The organism is Pantoea sp. CFCC18179 (assembly GCF_059412405.1).
In genome coordinates this window covers 36203-54151 of the sequence record NZ_JBNBPM010000018.1, presented here as the reverse complement: position 1 = coordinate 54151, position 17949 = coordinate 36203, and the positions used below count along the sequence as shown (strand labels likewise).

15 protein-coding genes are annotated in these 17949 nt (G+C 53.7%); 6 read left to right on the top strand and 9 right to left on the bottom strand.

All coding sequences use genetic code 11. The features are described 5' to 3' along the window. Positions 1 to 38: 38 nt before the first annotated feature. From ACPUC7_RS22235 to ACPUC7_RS22215, 5 genes are all read left to right on the top strand, one after another. Positions 39 to 1133, top strand: coding sequence for an alkylhydroperoxidase domain protein (locus ACPUC7_RS22235; RefSeq protein ID WP_494924582.1), 1095 nt, complete (start codon positions 39 to 41; stop codon positions 1131 to 1133). Between the two features lie 2 nt (positions 1134 to 1135). After that, a complete protein-coding gene (locus tag ACPUC7_RS22230; RefSeq protein ID WP_494924581.1) occupies positions 1136 to 2287 on the top strand; it encodes an amidohydrolase in 1152 nt (383 codons plus the stop codon). Positions 2288 to 2310: 23 nt separating this feature from the next. Beyond that, positions 2311 to 3159, top strand: a complete 849-nt coding sequence (locus ACPUC7_RS22225) for a VOC family protein (RefSeq protein WP_494924580.1) — start codon at positions 2311 to 2313, stop codon at positions 3157 to 3159. Positions 3160 to 3668: 509 nt separating this feature from the next. After that, positions 3669 to 4196 (top strand): GNAT family N-acetyltransferase, encoded by a 528-nt coding sequence (locus tag ACPUC7_RS22220; protein ID WP_494924579.1) that lies wholly within the window; start codon positions 3669 to 3671, stop codon positions 4194 to 4196. Between the two features lie 581 nt (positions 4197 to 4777). Beyond that, a complete protein-coding gene (locus ACPUC7_RS22215; RefSeq protein ID WP_494924578.1) occupies positions 4778 to 5014 on the top strand; it encodes a hypothetical protein in 237 nt (78 codons plus the stop codon). An 82-nt stretch (positions 5015 to 5096) separates the two neighbouring features. Here ACPUC7_RS22215 and ACPUC7_RS22210 read toward each other — a convergent pair whose 3' ends face one another. The 7 genes from ACPUC7_RS22210 to ACPUC7_RS22180 form a co-directional block, all read right to left on the bottom strand. Continuing rightward, entirely contained in the window at positions 5097 to 5444 is a 348-nt protein-coding gene (locus ACPUC7_RS22210; RefSeq protein ID WP_494924577.1) for a low molecular weight protein tyrosine phosphatase family protein, read from the bottom strand. Continuing rightward, a complete protein-coding gene (locus ACPUC7_RS22205; RefSeq protein WP_494924576.1) occupies positions 5416 to 5667 on the bottom strand; it encodes a hypothetical protein in 252 nt (83 codons plus the stop codon). Before ACPUC7_RS22205 ends, ACPUC7_RS22210 begins: the two co-directional genes overlap by 29 nt. A 457-nt stretch (positions 5668 to 6124) precedes the next feature. Beyond that, complete coding sequence (locus ACPUC7_RS22200; protein WP_494924575.1) at positions 6125 to 12136, bottom strand: autotransporter outer membrane beta-barrel domain-containing protein; 6012 nt, start codon at positions 12134 to 12136, stop codon at positions 6125 to 6127. Between the two features lie 386 nt (positions 12137 to 12522). Continuing rightward, the gene (locus tag ACPUC7_RS22195; RefSeq protein ID WP_494924574.1) at positions 12523 to 12990 is read right to left on the bottom strand and encodes a GNAT family N-acetyltransferase; all 468 of its coding nucleotides are present in this window, start codon (positions 12988 to 12990) and stop codon (positions 12523 to 12525) included. A 403-nt stretch (positions 12991 to 13393) separates the two neighbouring features. Next, positions 13394 to 14380 carry a saccharopine dehydrogenase NADP-binding domain-containing protein gene (locus ACPUC7_RS22190; protein WP_494924573.1) on the bottom strand — a complete coding sequence of 329 codons (987 nt, stop codon included), beginning with the start codon at positions 14378 to 14380 and terminating at the stop codon, positions 13394 to 13396. Further along, on the bottom strand, positions 14380 to 14775 hold the full coding sequence (locus ACPUC7_RS22185) for a VOC family protein (protein WP_494924572.1): 396 nt from the start codon (positions 14773 to 14775) through the stop codon (positions 14380 to 14382). The genes ACPUC7_RS22190 and ACPUC7_RS22185 overlap by 1 nt, the downstream gene beginning before the upstream one ends. Positions 14776 to 14789: 14 nt before the next feature. Beyond that, a complete protein-coding gene (locus tag ACPUC7_RS22180; protein ID WP_494924571.1) occupies positions 14790 to 15518 on the bottom strand; it encodes an SDR family NAD(P)-dependent oxidoreductase in 729 nt (242 codons plus the stop codon). A gap of 138 nt (positions 15519 to 15656) precedes the next feature. Here ACPUC7_RS22180 and ACPUC7_RS22175 point away from each other — a divergent pair, with 138 nt between their 5' ends. Further along, positions 15657 to 16529, top strand: a complete 873-nt coding sequence (locus ACPUC7_RS22175) for an AraC family transcriptional regulator (RefSeq protein ID WP_494924570.1) — start codon at positions 15657 to 15659, stop codon at positions 16527 to 16529. Here ACPUC7_RS22175 and fetB read toward each other — a convergent pair whose 3' ends face one another. Beyond that, the gene (gene fetB / locus ACPUC7_RS22170; protein ID WP_494924569.1) at positions 16530 to 17291 is read right to left on the bottom strand and encodes an iron efflux ABC transporter permease subunit FetB; all 762 of its coding nucleotides are present in this window, start codon (positions 17289 to 17291) and stop codon (positions 16530 to 16532) included. It lies immediately after the preceding gene. Next, positions 17278 to 17946 (bottom strand): iron efflux ABC transporter ATP-binding subunit FetA, encoded by a 669-nt coding sequence (fetA, locus tag ACPUC7_RS22165; protein WP_494924568.1) that lies wholly within the window; start codon positions 17944 to 17946, stop codon positions 17278 to 17280. Before fetA ends, fetB begins: the two co-directional genes overlap by 14 nt. Positions 17947 to 17949 lie beyond the last annotated feature (3 nt).

Genomic DNA, 17949 nt, shown 5'->3' with positions numbered 1-17949 from the left:
TTTATGGTGACCAAATAACGCTTTAACTGGAGGATTTCATGTCTCAACCCACCGATTTATTGGCCGCGCTGGCGGATATCGATCCGGCATCTGAACTGGCGCGCGCGCGTGCCGAACGCCCTGCCGCTACGCAACATGCGCAAGGCAGCTACGATGTGTTGTTCACCCAGGATGATGAAGATTTCCCGTTGGCTGAACGCTTGACTATCGCCGCACAAGTCGCGGCATGGCATGGCGCAACCCGCTTGCAGGCGCATTACCAACCGCAAAACGCCGTGCACAGTGCGCGGCTGGAAAGTGGCCGCGCGTTTGCCGAATTGCTGAGTCTGCATCCGGTCGATGCCGCACCGCAGCATATCGACAACCTGCAAAGTGCCGGTTGGTCGCCGCGCGGCATCGTCACGCTGGCGCAGTTGGTGGCTTTTGTTAGCTTCCAAAGCCGCTTGCTGGCGGGATTACGCTTGCTGAACGGCGAAGAAACCACAGCGCAGCCGCATGCGGTAGCCGGTAAATGGCACGACGCCCCGCGCACGTTGAGCGGCAAAACCGCGCTAACGGCGTTTACTCAGCAAGAATTAGGTTGGGAACCGTGGCTGGCGGCCAAACCGTTCAATGAATTCAGCGCCGAGGAGCAAGCCACGCTGAAGAAGTTTGGCCACGCCGATTCCGATTATTTCCGCCTGTTAGGACGCAATCAGCCGTTGCTGGAGCAGCGCACGCTTACCGACAAAGGCATTTTCTACACGCCAGGCGGATTGTCGCGCGCGGAACGCGAGTTGGCCGCCACGGTAGTGAGCAAAGTGAACGGCTGCATTTATTGCGCTTCGGTGCATGCGCGTAAAGCCAGCCAGCTATCAAAAGATGAAGCGGCCGTGCAGAAGTTGCTGAACGTTGCGCCAGGCGCTGAGCTGTCGCACGGACAATCAGCACGCTGGGCAGCGCAGATCGATCTGGTGGCGACCTTGTCGATCACGCCAACTGCCACCCGCTTGAATCAATTACAGGTGTTACGCGATCAGGGATTCAGCACGCTGGAACTGCTGGATTTGATTCAATCCGCCGCCTTCTTTGCCTGGGCCAACCGCCTGATGCTGACGCTGGGCGAACCTTTCTTACCTGAACATCAAGGATGAGCATGTCTGAGTTATTTCCGCAACAACTGCTGCGCTGGCGACGCGAGCTGCATCAGCATCCTGAATTGTCCGATCAAGAGTTTGCCACCACCGAACGTATTCGGCACTGGCTGGAGCAGATGAACATCCAGCCGTTACCTTTGGCCTTGAAAACCGGTGTTGTCGTTGAAATTGGCCACGGCGAACCGCTGATCGCCTTGCGTGCGGATATCGATGCCTTACCGATCGACGAACAAAGCGATCAGTCATGGCGATCACAACAGCCGGGCGTGATGCACGCTTGCGGCCACGATCTGCACAGCAGCGTCATGCTTGGCGTGGCGCAGCAATTGAAACGTATTGAATCCCAACTTCCCGGCCGCGTGCGCATTCTGTTTCAGCCTGCCGAAGAGATTTTCACCGGCGCCAAACAGCTGCTGGCTGCTGGCGCTTTACAGGATGTGCAGGCGATTTTTGGCTTACACAACGCGCCCGATCTGCCGGTGGGCACACTGCGTACCCGTGGCGGCGCGTATTACGCCAACGTTGATCGCTTCCAAATCAATATCAGCGGTAAAGGCGCACACGCCGCGCGGCCACACGAAGGCATTGATAGCATTGTGATTGCCAGCCACATCGTCACCGCGCTGCAAACCTTGCCGAGCCGGGTGTTTAGTTCGCTGGAATCGGTGGTGCTGAGCGTGACGCGCTTCACCGCGGGCAACAGCTGGAACGTGCTGCCACAAACGGTGGAGCTGGAAGGTACGGTGCGCACCCATAACGCTGATATTCGGGCACAAATTCCCGACAAAATTACAGCCTTGATCAACGGCATCGCGGCAGGATTTGGCGCGCAGGCCGAGCTGGTCTGGCAGGAAGGACCGCCGTCGCTGGTGAATACGCCAGAGTGGGCCGATTTCGCGCTGGATCTGGCGGCCGAGCAAGGATATCAAACCCAAGTCGGCACGCCGCAAATGGGCGGCGAAGACTTTGCATTCTATTTGCAGCACCTGCCCGGCGCGTTCGTCAGCATTGGCAGCGCCAGCGAATTTGGCCTGCATCACGGCGGATTTGATCCTGATGAAGCGATGCTGGAACCGGCGGTGCATTACTTCACCGAACTGGCACAACGCGCATTATCGACACTGCGCCAACAACAGGCGCTGGCATCGTGACCTTACGAACAAGGAGAAGACCGATGGCGATTTCTGTACCGGTTCCGCGTCTCGACCATGTGGTGATTAACGTTGCCGATCATTTAGACGACGCAGCCGCGCTGTTTCGTCGGCTGGGTTTCCAACTCACTGAACGTGGGCATCATTCGCTCGGCTCGAGCAATCATCTGGCGATATTTGGCGATAACTATCTTGAGTTGCTGGGTTTTGAAGCCGGCCGCGGCAATCTGCGTAAGGATTTGTGGCAAGCGCCGATTGGTCTCAGCGGCTTGGTGTGGAAAACCGAGGATGCCGATGCGGTGTGGCGCTATCTGGAAAGCCAGGATATTGATGGCGATCCACCCGCCAGTTTTTTCCGCCCGGTGACCTTGCCGGACGGCAGCGAACAACAAGCGCGCTTCCGCACCGTGCGCTTGCGTCCGGAGTTGGTGACAAATGGCCGCAGCTTTTTCTGCCAGCACGACACGCCGGATGCGGTGTGGCAAGACGCATGGCGCGATCATCCTAATGGCGTGATCGATATCGTGGAATTTGTGGTGGTGGCGCAAGATCCCGCCGCCGCCGCTCAGCCCTACAGCCGCTTGTTTGGCGCGGACAAACTCACCGCCTGCCAGGAAGGCGCATTTGTGCTGAAAGCTGGCGTCGCCACCGTGCGCTTCGCCGCCGAGAATTACGTCACGCAACGCTTTGCGGGATTACCGACCGATTACAACGGCAGCGCGCGTATGGCCGGGTTGAGTTTACGTACTCACGACTTGAGCAAAGTGAAAGCCAGTTTGTTGCTGGGTGATGTGGCGTTTCATGAGGAAGACGCGTCGATCATCGTGGCAGCCGATCAAGCATTTGGCGTGGCGTTGCGGTTTCAGTTGTAAAGGTTGGCGGTCACCATAAATGGCGACCCTACAACACGCAGCGCCCCCCACAGACATGCACCGATATCGTAGGGTCGCCATTTATGGTGACCGCAGCGCGCAGCGAATCCGCAGACACGCACCGATCGCGTAGGGTCGCCGTTTATGGTGACCGCAGCGCGCAGCGAATCCGCAGACACGCACCGATCGCGTAGGGTCGCCGTTTATGGTGACCGCAGCGCGCAGCGAATCCGCAGACACGCACCGATCGCGTAGGGTCGCCGTTTATGGTGACCGCAGCGCGCAGCGAATCCGCAGACACGCACCGATCACGTAGGGTCGCCATTTATGGTGACCGCAGCGCACAGCGAATCCCGCAGACACGCACCGATCATGTAGGGTCGCCATTTATGGTGACCGCAGCACGCAGCGAATCCCGCAGACGCGCACCGATCACGTAGGTTCGTCATTTATGGTGACCTGGTTAAAATAGTGTCATCTACTCCACGCATCAGCGAAGGTGAATATTAGTGACACCCCTCATTATCGAAACCTCCCGACTCATCTGCTCGCAAATAAAAGAAGCCGACTGGGACTTTTATCGTCAGCTACAACTAACCCCCGCAGTGATGCACTACGTCGCCGATGAAAAATCCTCAGAGCAAATTCGCGCTGACTTCAATTCCAGACTGCCAATCTGGTCGCCACTCAGCGCACATTGGCTATGTTTGGTGGTGCACGAAAAACATACCGGCAATCGCATCGGCGTCAGCGGCTATATTCACCGCGCCAGCGATAGCGCTGAAGTCGGGTTCCTGTTCGCACCAGAAGCACAGGGCAAAGGCTATGCCTATGAATCGTTGCAGGCTATTTGTGACTATGCATTTAGCGATGGCGGTATTCGACGCTTAAGCGCAACCGTCACCGCTGGCAATGTGCCATCGCGCCGTTTATTAGAGAAAGTCGGTTTCGTATTAGAAGGTGAGCTGCGGGAAAGTTATTGGCTAAGAGATGCATGGCGGAATGATTGGTTATTTGGCTTAGTGCGTGGGGAATAATGTTTCGACATGAGAGTGGAATTTTGTTCGCTTTGGATTGGCTATATTCGCTTAGCAAGGGGAAACTGCTGAGTACCAGAGTGAGCATCATTAAAAGCATGATTTGTTAAATTGTAGACCGCAGGTCAAAGAACTAAGAAGCAGCATTTTTTTGGAGAAATAGAATGAGTAATGGTGTTTTTGGCTGGTCACTTTTGGGTTTATTTTGTGGCTGTTTCTGGGGAGTATGTGTTGTAATAAAGGCAATTAGAACAGGAGTAGTCACGGCAAGCATCAATCATAAAAAGCGAACATTCTATCGTGGGGAACGCTATTATATTACTGTGCTAATCATGCTCTCACTCATAGTGGTGGTCGGATTATGTATAGGGACATGGTTACTATTGGCTCAATATGTGTAGGTGAAATCGACTACGGGTTGATATATCATTTTTATATCATAATAGCTCACATCAGCAGGTAACTTCCGGCTTCAGCTTTTCGATCTATGCGAACCTATTAAAGCCACCTTCTGGAAGATATTTAGGTTTTTTAGTGTACGATTACTGTCACCATAACATGAAAAATGGATAATTAACTTTATGGCTAAGATTAAATACCACTTGTCCCGTGGAAGCGATGTCATCCGTGATGGTATGTTCCTTGAATTGTCTGAGGCTGGAACAGCCCCGCTTAAGCAAATTGCTGAAGTCTTCTATTCCGATGTAACTCACGAGTTCTCTTTTTCTTGCTATGAAAGATGCATCCCTCTAGAAGAGGTTGAAAAGCTCATTCACGAAGCGAAAAAACTGCTTCCGCCTACAAAGCTGGAATCGTGATGGGCCTGAACGTCTGCTGAGTGCCAAGAGCGGACGTATTCGAAAGAATATATGGATATAAACAGGCGAAGAATAAAAGCGATTATTGGCTCTCAACGTCTTGAGCGTTTAGCCCCAACTTTTCCGGTACGATATCGTTCAATATTGCTATTAACTCCGGATCCATAAAGAGGTAATCGTCAGGTATATCAAGCACATGGATGGGTTTGAAAGTGATAATCCGACCATATTCTGCCACTAAACGGTTTTTGTGCTTATCTTCCATAACACAAATAACATCGGCCCAATGCAACAATTCGGCAGAGGCTCTTTTTTTAGCACTCCGGCTTGTGCCAGCAGAGCGTACGACAAGGAATGGATGACGGCGGAATACCTGTTCCGCCGTCGGGCTTCGCCATTGATTACGACTGCATATAAAAAGTACGTTCATCAGAATATTGGTACTCTTCAAGGCCCCGTATAGCAAGCTGTTGGTTAGTTATACGTGGATACTCAAGCCCCAGCTGGGCGGCACGCTGCAATTTCTTTGACCGCATATAGAGCATCTTCCAGTTTTTTTCGCCACGGTAAGTGATTAAAGACATGTGGACATCACGAGACTTATTGCGTTGCTTCTGGGCATTGCGCCAACCTCGGGAACGTTTCTTTTCCATTGTTTTACTCTCTCAGATTGATCGGGTTAGCAGCCGCGATAATACGGGGAGAACAAACCGGGCAATTTTAGCTTCTTCGGAAGACAATTGCTATTCAACGTCAGCAAAGCTTTCCTGCACAACCTTTACTTCGGTTAGCGAAATCGGCCGAGGGCTTGGCTCGCTGATGAACTGAAAAAAACCATAAATCATTCAGTGCTAATGTCCGCTCCTCGCTCTAAACGGACATCGTACCCAGACAAGATGCAAGCGCCATCCTCAGTTATATATCAATAGTCACTACTTCCTTGCCATCAGACCCAAGCCGTCAGGCCCGAAACGCCGGGGAGCCGAAGAGGGCCATCTGGCTTTAGAAAGTTTCAGGTGTAATGACCAGGCAATCGTGGACGCAGCTCCATTTATCGCGCGGGTTTTAAAACGTGAAATATTTCGCTCGCCATAACGGCGACCGGTTCAATTAAAACGACCAGCGCACGCCCGCGTTGTAACGCCAGCCTTTTGCGCCGTTGCCGTCGATCTCTTTGCGGTAATCCGCTTCGGCGTACAGCGCCGCATCCTTGTTCACCGTCGCGGTGCCGCCCACGCCGACATCCCACATTTTGCCGAACTTGCCACTGTCGAAGGTTTCATCACCGCCAACATCCGCCGCGCCGATCTTCGCTTTCGCGGTGCCGCCCCAACCCTGCGTGTAATTCACGCGCAGATACGGCGTGTACTGATTCGCGCTGCTGTCCTGCCAGGTTTTATCCACGCGCGCGCCGACGCGGCCAATCGTCTGGCTGTAATCGTCGTAGGAAACGCGGGTGTTATCGCGGTCGGTGAAGCTGTCCATCTTCATTTGCAGCCAGGTGATCTGCGCCTGCGGTTCGATTCGCACGCCGCCGCCCAGTTCCAGCGGATAACCGGTCTCAACCGAAGCCGTCCAGCCGTTGCCTTTTGGTTTGGCGACATCTTTCTGCCGTGCAATGTCAGTCGCGCCGCGATGCCAGCCCCAGCTCAGCGAGCCGTCCACGTAAAAGCCGCTGTCGCGCAGCCATGTGCCGTACAGCGAAAGCGTGTCGCTGTCGAAGCTGGTCGAGCTATAGCCATCTGCTGCGTGCGGGCGAATGCGCGTGCTGCCGCGCGTGTAGGCCACGCCGCCGCGCAGGCTGCTGTCCGCGCCGTCCACGCGAATCACATTGCCGCCGAGCTGCACCGCGCTGTAGTCGAGATCGAAGTCGTAGCCGTAATTGCTGATGCTTTGGTTAGTCTGGTATTTCAGGTTGGAGCCGATGTAACGGAGGAACATCTCGCCGCCAACCGCATCCGGATTTGCCTGCTGCTGACGCAGTTCACCGAGGCGTTTATGCAGATCGTCGGTGATTGCCAGCGAGTAATAAGCGAGGCCAACCGGCGCAGAGATGTAGGACGGCACCTGTGGCGTTGCCGCCAGACGCGCGACGCTTTGCGCGCTGCCTGCTGACGGCTGGCACAGGCTGCCGTCTTCGCACACGAAGGCGTTCGCCAGTCGATAATCCCACGCGCTGCCGCCTAGCGCGCTGCGGGCTGGGTCATTGCTGCCCGGCGCGAAGCTGTACAAACCGTATTGCCAAGGGCCGGATGCGACATAGCCGCTTTTCAGCGCAAAGCTGTTGGCATTCGCGCTGCCGGAAACCTGCGCCAGCGATACGCCTTCGTTCGCAGAGATCACGCCATCGCCGTTGCTGTCAAACAGCGGTGCTCCCGCAAGTTTTGCTTCAACCTGCGTTACGCCCGATGCCACGCCATTCACCAGCACCACATCGCTGCTGACCGCGGTGGTGTTCAGCTTGACGCTGCCGCCCGCCGAGGCCAGTTCGCCGTCAATCGTTAGCGTGTTCGCCGCAGTGTTGCCGCCGTTGGTGAGATCCAGGGTGCCCGCGTTATTCACCACCAGCGAATCGCGGGTTCTGCCCTGCAACAGCGGATTGACGTTGTCACCCGCGAACAGCATACTTCCCGCATCCACGTTAATCGTGCTATGCGCCAGTTTGATGTTGTCGGTTAACGTCCATTGGGTTTTGTGGAAATTCAGCGTGCTCCAGCCTGAACCCAGATTGGTGCCTTTTGCCGCATCATCGCTAGCGAACGAACCGCCGCGCGCCTTAAGTTGGCTGAGATTGAGCGTGCTGCCCGCGCCATTTTCCGTGGTAATGTGGCGCGTATCAGCCAGACTCACTTTCTGCACCGTGGCCTGATTAGCCGCGCCGCTGCCCATCGTCAAACTGCCTTTGATGGTGCCGCCGGTGACAATCAATTCATCGCGTCCGTTGCCGGTGTTCACATCGCCAACCACCGCACCCTCCACCAGCGCAATGACGTCATTGGTCGCGCCGCCCGCCACGACAACCTGATCAGGGAACGGTGCATTAATGGTGCCTTCATTGATAAACACCGTTTGCCCGCCGCGCAGGTCGACCAGCGGCGCAACGCGACTTTGCGAACTGATGGTGCCCTGGTTAATCACCTGGCTGGCGGTTTTGGTGACAATCGCCGAGCCGCCGTTCGCCGCCTGAATATCAATCAAGCCCTGAGAAATCACGTTGCCGCGGGTGTTGGCGATCACGCCATTGCCGGTTCCTGTCACCACAATCGAATAATCCGGCCCGATCACCAGATCGTTGTTGGTGGTTGAGCCATTGGCGTTTTCAAAGCGATAACCGGTGCCCGAACCGCTAACGTTAATTTGCGCACTGCCAGCGGAATTGAATGAGGTCGCTGAGCGAATACCGTTACCGTTTACCACCTCTAAACGCACGTTATCCAAATTGATGTTCGGGGTTTCGGCGCGGTTGTTGATCGCGCTGCCGCTGCCGTACGCGCCGATAATGATGTTATCGGCTTCGAACCCATCCGCACCGACATCCAGTAACAAGCCGTCGGCGCTGCCGTTAGACTGCATCACGCTGTAGCCTTGGCCGTCGCCGTAGATTTTCATCCATGCGCCGCTGCCGACGCGCATCGCTGCAATGCCATCATCGACGCGCAATGCGCTATCGACCGGCACATATTGACCGTAACCGCTTGACACATCGACGCCAATGCCTGACGCAATGTGCATGCTGCCGCGATTAATGAAGTTGCCGCCGTCATGCACGCGTGCGCCGGTGCTGTGCGATCCGCTGAGATCCACCACGCCTTGATACTGATTAAACAGGCGCGCACCGCCGCTGACATCAAACGCCGTCGCGTTGGCGCCGTTGCCGCTGATGGTGGAGGCTGCGTAGATTTCCGTTTCGTCACCGCTGACCATCGCGGCGGTGGTATTTTCGCCACTGAGCGCAATGCCGCTGCTGATCACGCCCTCGGCGCGGTTGCTGGCGCTCACCACCACAGCACCTTTGCCGCTCGCCACATAGTTATCGGTGTAAGACACTTGCGTGCCCTCGCCGCTTAGCACCACGCCGCGACTGTTTTCACCGCTGAGCGTCACGTTGCCGGGGGCTTGCGTGTACAGCCACGCGCCATTGCTGATGTCATACAGCGTGGAATTCGCAGTGCGCACATCTATATTGTTGCCGTTGCTGATTAATTGCGTTCCCTCATCGTTGGCGCGATAGCCGGTTTGATTCGGGTCGTTGAAGGTGATGCGGCTATCCGGGCCAAACGTGATTCGACCACCTAAAAATGCGTTGGCACCCATCGCGTTGTCGCCATACAGATTGATAGTGCCGTTTTGGTAGATGCGCGCCAAATAGTTGCTGGCGACCAGGCCAATGGTGGTGTTCAACTCAAAACTGTCGCGGTTGTAGATGTTGATGGTGCCGCTGTTGAAGATTTCGGTCAGCGGGGCGCTATCAAAGCTACGCTGCAAACCATAGGCATACAAAGCATGGCTGCGCAGCGTCATGTTAATGGTGCCGCTGTTGGTCACCTTCGCACCGTATTGCGCGTAAATGCCGCCGCTGTCCTCACCGGTAAAAGTGATGTCGCCGGTGTTGGTGAGCTGAGCTAAATCGGTGGCGATTAAGCCGACCTGGAAGCGGCCACTGCCGTTAATCTCAGCATGGTTGGTGAGATGCGTATCAGGATTGGATTGGTGTTCGGGATCAATCGTGTTGCCTTGCAAGGTGTCGGCTGAGCCATCGACTTCTGCCGCCAACACGCTAGAACCATCAAGGTTAAAGCGTGTCGCAGCATCAATCGTACCCTGCGCACCATGCGCAATTTTTAGCCCGATGCCCCCGAGACCTCCACCGCCCCCGTTGCCAATATTTAACGTTGCGCCGTTGGTATTAACAAGGGTTCCCACGCCGCTGCCGTACACGCCCGTGGTATTCCTTTCGTTCATGGAGAGTGTCATACCGCGGCCGTCAAAATCCGCGCCATCCTCTACGCGGAAAATCGTGCCGTATTCCACCGATGTCGAGTAGCTGCCGTTTTTCGGCAGGTTGATTTTGGCGTTTTCGCCTTTGGTGTAGAAACTGATTTGCCGTACCAGTCCCCAGATATCGCGCGGTCCGGCAACCGGAATTGCGTTGGCGCTAACGTTCACCGTGGCGTTGCCTTCGGCGCGAATACCAATCGCATCGTTGCCGCCAAGCTGAATCGGTCCGCTGACGTTGGCGACGGCGTTGCCGCCCTCTTCGCCGATTACCCAAACGGCAGTGTTGTGATCGGTTGTGCCATATTGGCCGGCATCGCTGAGAATATTGATAGCACCGCGCGAATACGCTGTGGCGCTTTCCCCCGCGTGGGCGATGACTTTGAGGCCGGTGCTGTTGTAGCCATTGAGGTTGATGGTGCCCGCTTTGCCATTGCCGACTTTGCCGCCGCTGCCGGAATCAACCACCAGCATGCCGATATTCTCGCGCGGCTGCCCTTCTGCCATCCCATTCACATCGATCACGCCGTTATTGCGTGCGGTGGCATTCGGGCCGTATTCAACCAGCATGCCAACCGCATTCTGCACCAGCGAGCCGATCACGATACGTCCGTTGTTGACGATGCGGGAATCGAGAAAGCCTCGAATAGCGCTTGCGCCGCCGCTGAGGTTCACCGCTACATCGCGGGTTGTGTCGTTCTTGTGATTTTGCGGCGTGCGCCCGATGTAAATGGTGCCGCCTTTGGCGTTGGTGAAACCGCCTGCGCCGCTGGCGATTACGCCAGTCATCGAGCCGCTGCCGATGGTTTCGGTGACGCCGAGATTGATATTGCCGCGATTGACCGCTCGCGCATCGTAGAGCGTAATCGCCCTGCTATCGCTGTTGCCAGGCTGGAAGTTGATCACGCCGTAATTGCTGAAGCGACTGCCGTTGCTGACAAGCACGCCAATACCTGCGCCTAAGGTGTTGCTATCGACGCCTTTGCCGTCAACGTTGTTGAGGAATCCAGCGTTAATCACGCCGTTATTGCGACCGCGCGCGTAGTTTAACAACTCTAAGCCGGAGCCGTTGCTGGCAAGTTTGCCGTTGATAATGGCTTTTGCGCCGTTGCTGGCGCGCATCACCGCGCTGTGGCTATCCAGCACTTCAAGGGTTTTGCCGCGATTGATTTTTACGCTGGCATCTTTCCCATCCGCGCTTAGTACCACTTGATCGCCCAGCGATTGCGCCACTTCATCGTCGTAATTGTTGGTGCTCATGCGATACACCACGCGTCCGTCGCGCTGGATGAAGGCTTTATGGAATTCGTCGTTGTAGCGGTCGGTGCTGAGGTTGGAAAAGGTGACTTGCTCGATCAGCCAATTATTATAGTGACGCAGATCGTTGATATTGTTGATGTTGAAGTTGCTGGTACTGCCATCCAGGGTTGTAACGCTGATAGCTCCGGCATAATCCACCACGCTACCCACGTCGTACGCCAGGCGATCGCCGCCATAAGGTGGCGTGGCCGCCGTAAAGGCGATGCGGTTATCTGAATCCCAGTTGAGATGCCCTTTTTTGGTAGCGGTAAACAGTTGGCTTTGTTTCGCCGCCATAGACCAGCTATTAGTAGATGAATTAGCCGCCGCGCCATGTTCGCCAATATCGATATTTAGCGTGCCGTTACTGACGGAACCGATGCGCGCATTAATATATTGTTTGTCGTTTACATCATAATAATCTGGCACTACGGTATCGAGGCCGACACTCGGTAAATCGACTAAATCAGCGGAGTTATAAACGTCGTAAGTTGTATATATCCAATCTTCGAAACTCGGTATTTGAATGGTGAGATTCTGCTGGCCTATTTGCAGCCGCGGCTCGCCAATCAAGTTGTCATTGATTATTCGACCAATACTTTGCAATTCGCCAAACGTCACCGTGGTTGCCCCGCTTTCACCGGGCGCGAATTGTGGTAAACCGCGCAGCGTTTGCGTCGATCCATTGCATAAGCAATAAGCTCCAACTTTATTGTCATTAATTTCAGGCGTATAAGGTTTTAACTCAGCCGCCCACGAGAGTGAAATAGGGAACATCAAACCTTGCGCCGCCACAAGGCTTAGTAACACCGGATTTAATTTGAACACAAAGTATTCCTCAACCGAGAAGACAACGCGCGCATGGGTAAGCCAACGCGCTGGAAGTTAAGTCGCTGATATAATTTGTTTCAGAAATTTAATATTTGGTATCTGGTGTAATGAGTATCTACGTATTGCGCGGAAAACGTCCAGTTTGAGTTAAGGAATTGTGAGGCGGGAGATGGGATTTAGGAATTTGGCTAGGGGCAATAATATAATTATTGGACCTAAAAATAAGTATGGCTGGTTATTGAATATTCTAAACAGCCCGACTTATGACTCTAAAAGCTTTCTAGCAGGCTTCAAGTCAAAATCAGCAGGCATTTGTTGCGGGGGAGATGGCGAGGTTGGTTTTAGCGGAGATTAACCTGATTGGCATCGAATATGGCCGTAGCTCAGCCAGGCTTTTTCGCTTTGGTGTAAATATCAGGGCGGGTGATGGTCCATGCATAATTTTCCCGATTGACGGGTTCATAGCCCAACTTTTCATAAAGCCAGGGCGCGGTGGTTGTGAATAGCATGATCCTGCGCAGTTGCTCAAAAACGGGATGATCGTGTATGCATTCCATCACCCATCTTCCCAGCCCTTCTCCTTGATGCTTTTCAAGAACATAGACATCACAAAGATAAGCGAACGTCGCGTAGTCTGTGATTAAGCGAGCGAAACCTACCTGGGTTTGATCATGATAAACACCAAAGTTAAGGCTGTTCTCGATTGAAGCAGAAACAGTATCCAGGGGAATACCCTCGGCCCAGGTTGATCTTGTCAGATAACGGTGAATAGCCGGTATATCCAGTTTATCTCTGTCTGTACTTACCAGGTAACTGCCCTTACTCCATTGATGTTTTTTTGCAGTGTTCACGTTCGTTCCTGCTTAGAAGATTTAAGGAAATCTAACCATATTAATTGAACGACTTAGGAATAAAAAAATTCCAGTCAGTTAGCAATGATGTGTTACTTACTCTTCTCACTTATAACAGACCGCTGAAACCGGAGTTGGACATCTTTGTGCCAGAAACGGACGTGAATATCAAAACAGAAAGTTCGCGGATAAGTGATTGCCAAAATATATCGGTCGCCATACAACGGCGACCACATTATTTCCAGTAATAACAGCGTGCAGGACTCGTAGCGGCGCAATTTATTGCGCAATGTCGAGTCGGGGAAATAAAGTCAAAACAACGCGATAAATCGCGCCGCTACTAAATGTGCGGTGATTAAATACGGCAATTAACACATCGGCATTTCGCCATTTTCATTGCCTATCAACATTGAGTAATACGCGTGTCGGCAATGGTTAAGGCAAAATCAGCGCCGAACACATCCACTGGAGAGTGAAATCCTGCACGAAATTCCCCGTTTACTACGCGGCGTCCCGCTTCAGCTGCGGCTTCAGCAGTGAAGCTGTAGCCATTTACGGTATCCAACAACAGATTCACCCGCGTTCCATTTTCATCTACCGCGACAATTGCTGCCTCGTAACGATGAGATGCACGCTCTTCATAGGTCGGACCATCAGGTAAATCAGCAAGATTGCCTTGTGGAAAACTATCGCCAGCCACATGCACGTAGGTATCGATGTTAGTAATACCGGTTGAACGCCCTATCGTTACCACATCCGGTAAAGTAACCGGGAAGCAGGATAATGTGCCTTGGGCAAACTGGAAGGCTTGCAGTGAGGGATCTTCTTGCTCAATCAACCGGTTGTTGCGACGAACCAACTGATGTGGTGAAAGATTTTCCACTGCGGTGATCGCTGACCCTCGCGACATGGGTCCACTCACGCGCAACGCTAATTGCACACTTTTGGGCTGCGCTAATAGCGCCACGGCATGCGCCGCCAATGTTCCCAGCATCGCTACGCTGCCGCCGCTGCCAGGCAATAACATCACTCCTGCCGCTTCAGCCTCATTGTCCAACGTCTCAGCCAACAAATAGCTATCAAGCTCTGCGGCTACATCGAGATAATGAACCTGATTTCTGATTGCCGCTGGCATCAGAATCGGTGCAGTGTGCTGAAAAGGCCCGGCACAATTAAGCACAGCAGTCACACCAACGAGTGCACTATCAATGTGTTGCTCACTTTCGAGTGTGAATAAACGATAGGGCACGTCGAGTTCTGCTGCCAAACCCCGTAATGCAGCAGCGTTGCGCCCCGCGAGAATAATATTCACCCCAAGCGCTACGGCATGCGCCGCCACCATGCGTCCGGTATAGCCGGTTGCGCCGTAGATCATTAATAACTTGGTCATCAGTGTTGCCAACTTTTAAAGACAAATTCGAGGCTATATCCGTCAGGATCAAAGACGTTCGCCGCGTAATAGCGCGGATCATAATGCAAACGTGCACCTGGTGCGCCGTTATCCGCTGCGCCAGCGGCCATCGCCGCAACATAGGCGGCATCCACTGCTTCACGGCTGTCGGCGACAAAACCGATATGTACAGCGTTGGCCTGAACCTCTCCCTGCTGCAACCAGAAGAAAACGCGTCCGTGAGCACCAAACCCTTTCAAGTCAGGATGGCCCGGCGGTCCATCTTTGCCGTCATAATCGTGGCTTTTGGCGATACAGAGCGGTGCGAGAGCCGCAGCGTAAAAAGCAATGGATCGGTCAATGTCGCTGACGGTGAGAAAGATGTGATCAAGCATGCGTACTCCCCAATTTAGATGTTGTAGCCGCCAGCAACTTCGATTGATTGCGCATTGACCCAAGCGCTATCGCTGTGCAGCAAACCCGCAATCACGCTAGCCACATCTTGCGGTTCGCCCACACGCCCGAGGGCTGTTTGTGCCGCGAGTATCGCCTCAAATTCATCATTCAATCCGCCACCCAATTCAGTGCGAATGGCACCAGGCGAAACCGCATTCACCCGAATTCGACGCTCTCCAAACTCTTTAGCCATATAGCGAGTAAGTACTTCGAGGCCACCTTTACAGGCGGCGTAAGGCGCAACGCCGGCTGTAGCCACTCGCGTGGTGGCACTGGTTAAATTGACGATGCTGGCACCGTCGGCCAACAATGGCAGCAAGGTTTGTGTCAGGAAAAATGGCCCTTTTAGATGAACATTCATCAAGCCATCAAACTGAGCTTCCGTCACGGAAGCCAGCGGATTAAATAATCCGTATCCGGCATTATTCACCAGCCCAACCAGCGGCTGATTTTGTAGCTTCTGCTCAAGCTGGGCGCGAAACGCCGCAAAACTGCCTACGTCACCCACGTCCAATTTAAGCGCTATGGCTTTACCGCCTTCGCCTTCAATTTGTTGAACGACCTCAGCTGCGGCTTCGGGATTGCTGTTATAGGTAAGAAAAACAACATATCCGCGTCTTGCACACTCTTGCGCGGTGCTGCCGCCAATACCGCGACTGCCGCCGGTGATCAGAACATTCATCAGTGATTCCTTAGTGGATGAGTTAACGAATTCAAGACTACGCAGACTTGAATGCCAGTGCTCATGCGATCCTCTTCAAATGTTGCCTGATTCTGCTTTTAGCTTGTCGGCGTGGGTGCGAGGTGATATCAAGGTGGGATGGAAAAACAATTGCAGGAACTGCGTGAGCTGGCCGCCGGGGCCGGAAATCAACGCACTGAAACCGCTATCCCACGCATTGCGATGGTTCAGGGTGAAATCCCGGAACATCGCTTGTCCGCAGTTTATGAACCGATGATTAACCTCATCCTCACCGGTTCCAAACGCATGACGGTGGGCGATCGCACCTATCAATATGATCCCGCAACTTACTTTGTGATGTCGGTGGATTTACCGGCTGTTGGTAATGTCTATCCCGATGCGCAAACGCACGCGCCCTATCTGGCGGTGAGTTTGACGCCCTCGCCACAGGTGATTAGCGATTTATTAACCAATTTGCCTAATTATGGCGAAGAGCCACTTTATGATTCCGGATTCGCGGTGGCCGCGGTGACGCCGGAGTTATTGGATGCCTGGCTAAGGATGTTGCGGTTGTTGCATAAACCCGATGAGATTGCCGCGCTGGCTCCCGCCTATGAACGCGAAATCCTGTTTCGCGTGTTACAGGGGCCGCTCGGTTGGATGTTGCGCGATATCGCGATGCCAGAAACCCATTTGGCGCGCATTTATAGTGTGGTGAACTGGATAAAACAGCATTACACGCAGACGCTGCGGATTGAAGAGTTGGCCGCCATGGCGGCGCTAAGTGTTTCGGCATTTCATCGCCACTTTAAGGCGATTACCGCGCTCAGCCCGCTGCAATACCAAAAACACATCCGGCTGATGCATGCGCGTACCCAACTATTTACCGAAAATCACAATGTCACCACCGTGGCGCATGCCGTTGGCTATCAAAGTCATACGCAATTCAGCCGCGAATACGCGCGCTTGTTTGGCAATCCGCCATCACGCGATCAGCGGCGAAAGAGCTAATCAAAACTTCAATTGCGCACGCTGGGTGAACAAGCGGCGATAGGCCAAATAGGCGGCGATGATAGTGGATAAGCTGGCGGTGCCGATCAGCATAAACGTCACCATAATCTGATACTTAATCGCTTTTACCGGATCGATACCGGCAAAGATCAGTCCCGACATCATGCCTGGCAAACTCACCAAACCAACGGTTTTTGCGCCATCGACGGTGGGAATCATTGCCGCACGAATGCTGGCGCGAATAAAAGCACCGGACGCCACTTTTACCGGCGCGCCCAAACTGAGCATTTCGAGAATTTTTTGCCGGTTATCGTCGAAGCGTTGATTGAGATTGGTGAAGCACAACCCCACCGCCACCATCGCGTTGCCAGCAATCATGCCGGAGATCGGGATCACCTGCATGGGAATGAATTCAATCGCGCCGCTCAGCACCAGAATGGTCAAAGTCAAAGTGGTGCCGGTGGTGATCGCCACAAAGGAGATGATAAAACCGTGGTCGATATTGCGACTGCGTTTGCGTGCATTGATCGCCGCATTGACGCAGATAAACAGCACCATCAGCAGCGTCAGCCAATCATTATTCAGGTCAAAAATCGACTTCAGCACGTAGCCCACAATCACTAACTGGATAATCGCGCGGCAAACGCTCCAGATAATGTCTTTGCCCATGCCCAACTTCTCTTTCTGGCTGATCAGCAGCGCAATCACCACCAGCATTAGCGAAAGTAACAACGAGCTATCGGTAATATTATGCTGGCTCATGTTCAGCTCCCTGCGCAGGTGCGTGCAGCTTCAAGATGTTATTGGCGCTGCGAATCTCATTTATATCGTGGCTAATGCCGATAACGGCCAAATTCTTCTCGCGCACCAACGAGTCAATCAAACTATTGATAATCAACTTGTTCTCTTCATCCAGGGCGCTGGTCACTTCATCCAGCAGCAACACTTTGGGCATAAATTGCAGATTACGCAGCAAGCCGACACGCTGCTTCTCGCCGCCGGAAAGTTGCTCAATGTTTTTATCCAACATCTCCGCCGCCAACTGCACGCTGGCCAATGAGGCCACTAATTGTTCACGTGTTGGCTTCTGCTGACGAATCTGCCACGGCAACGCCAAATTGTCGTATACCGTCTCGCCAAACAGCTGCGGCGTTTGGAAACAATAGGAAACTTGCTGACGATAGTGTTCGGGATTGAGCGTCGTGATGTCACGCTGTTCAAACGTAATTTTTCCGGCGCTGGCTTCCAGCAGCGAGGCGATGATCTTCAATAAGGTGCTTTTACCGCTGCCGGACGGGCCGGTCATCAATAACCGTTCACCGGCGTGGAGTTGCAGCGAAACCGGCGCTAACAGCGTGCGCCCCTGCATGGCGTAGCTCACCGCTTGCACATCCAGCAAGAGGGATTGGGTTGTCATGGG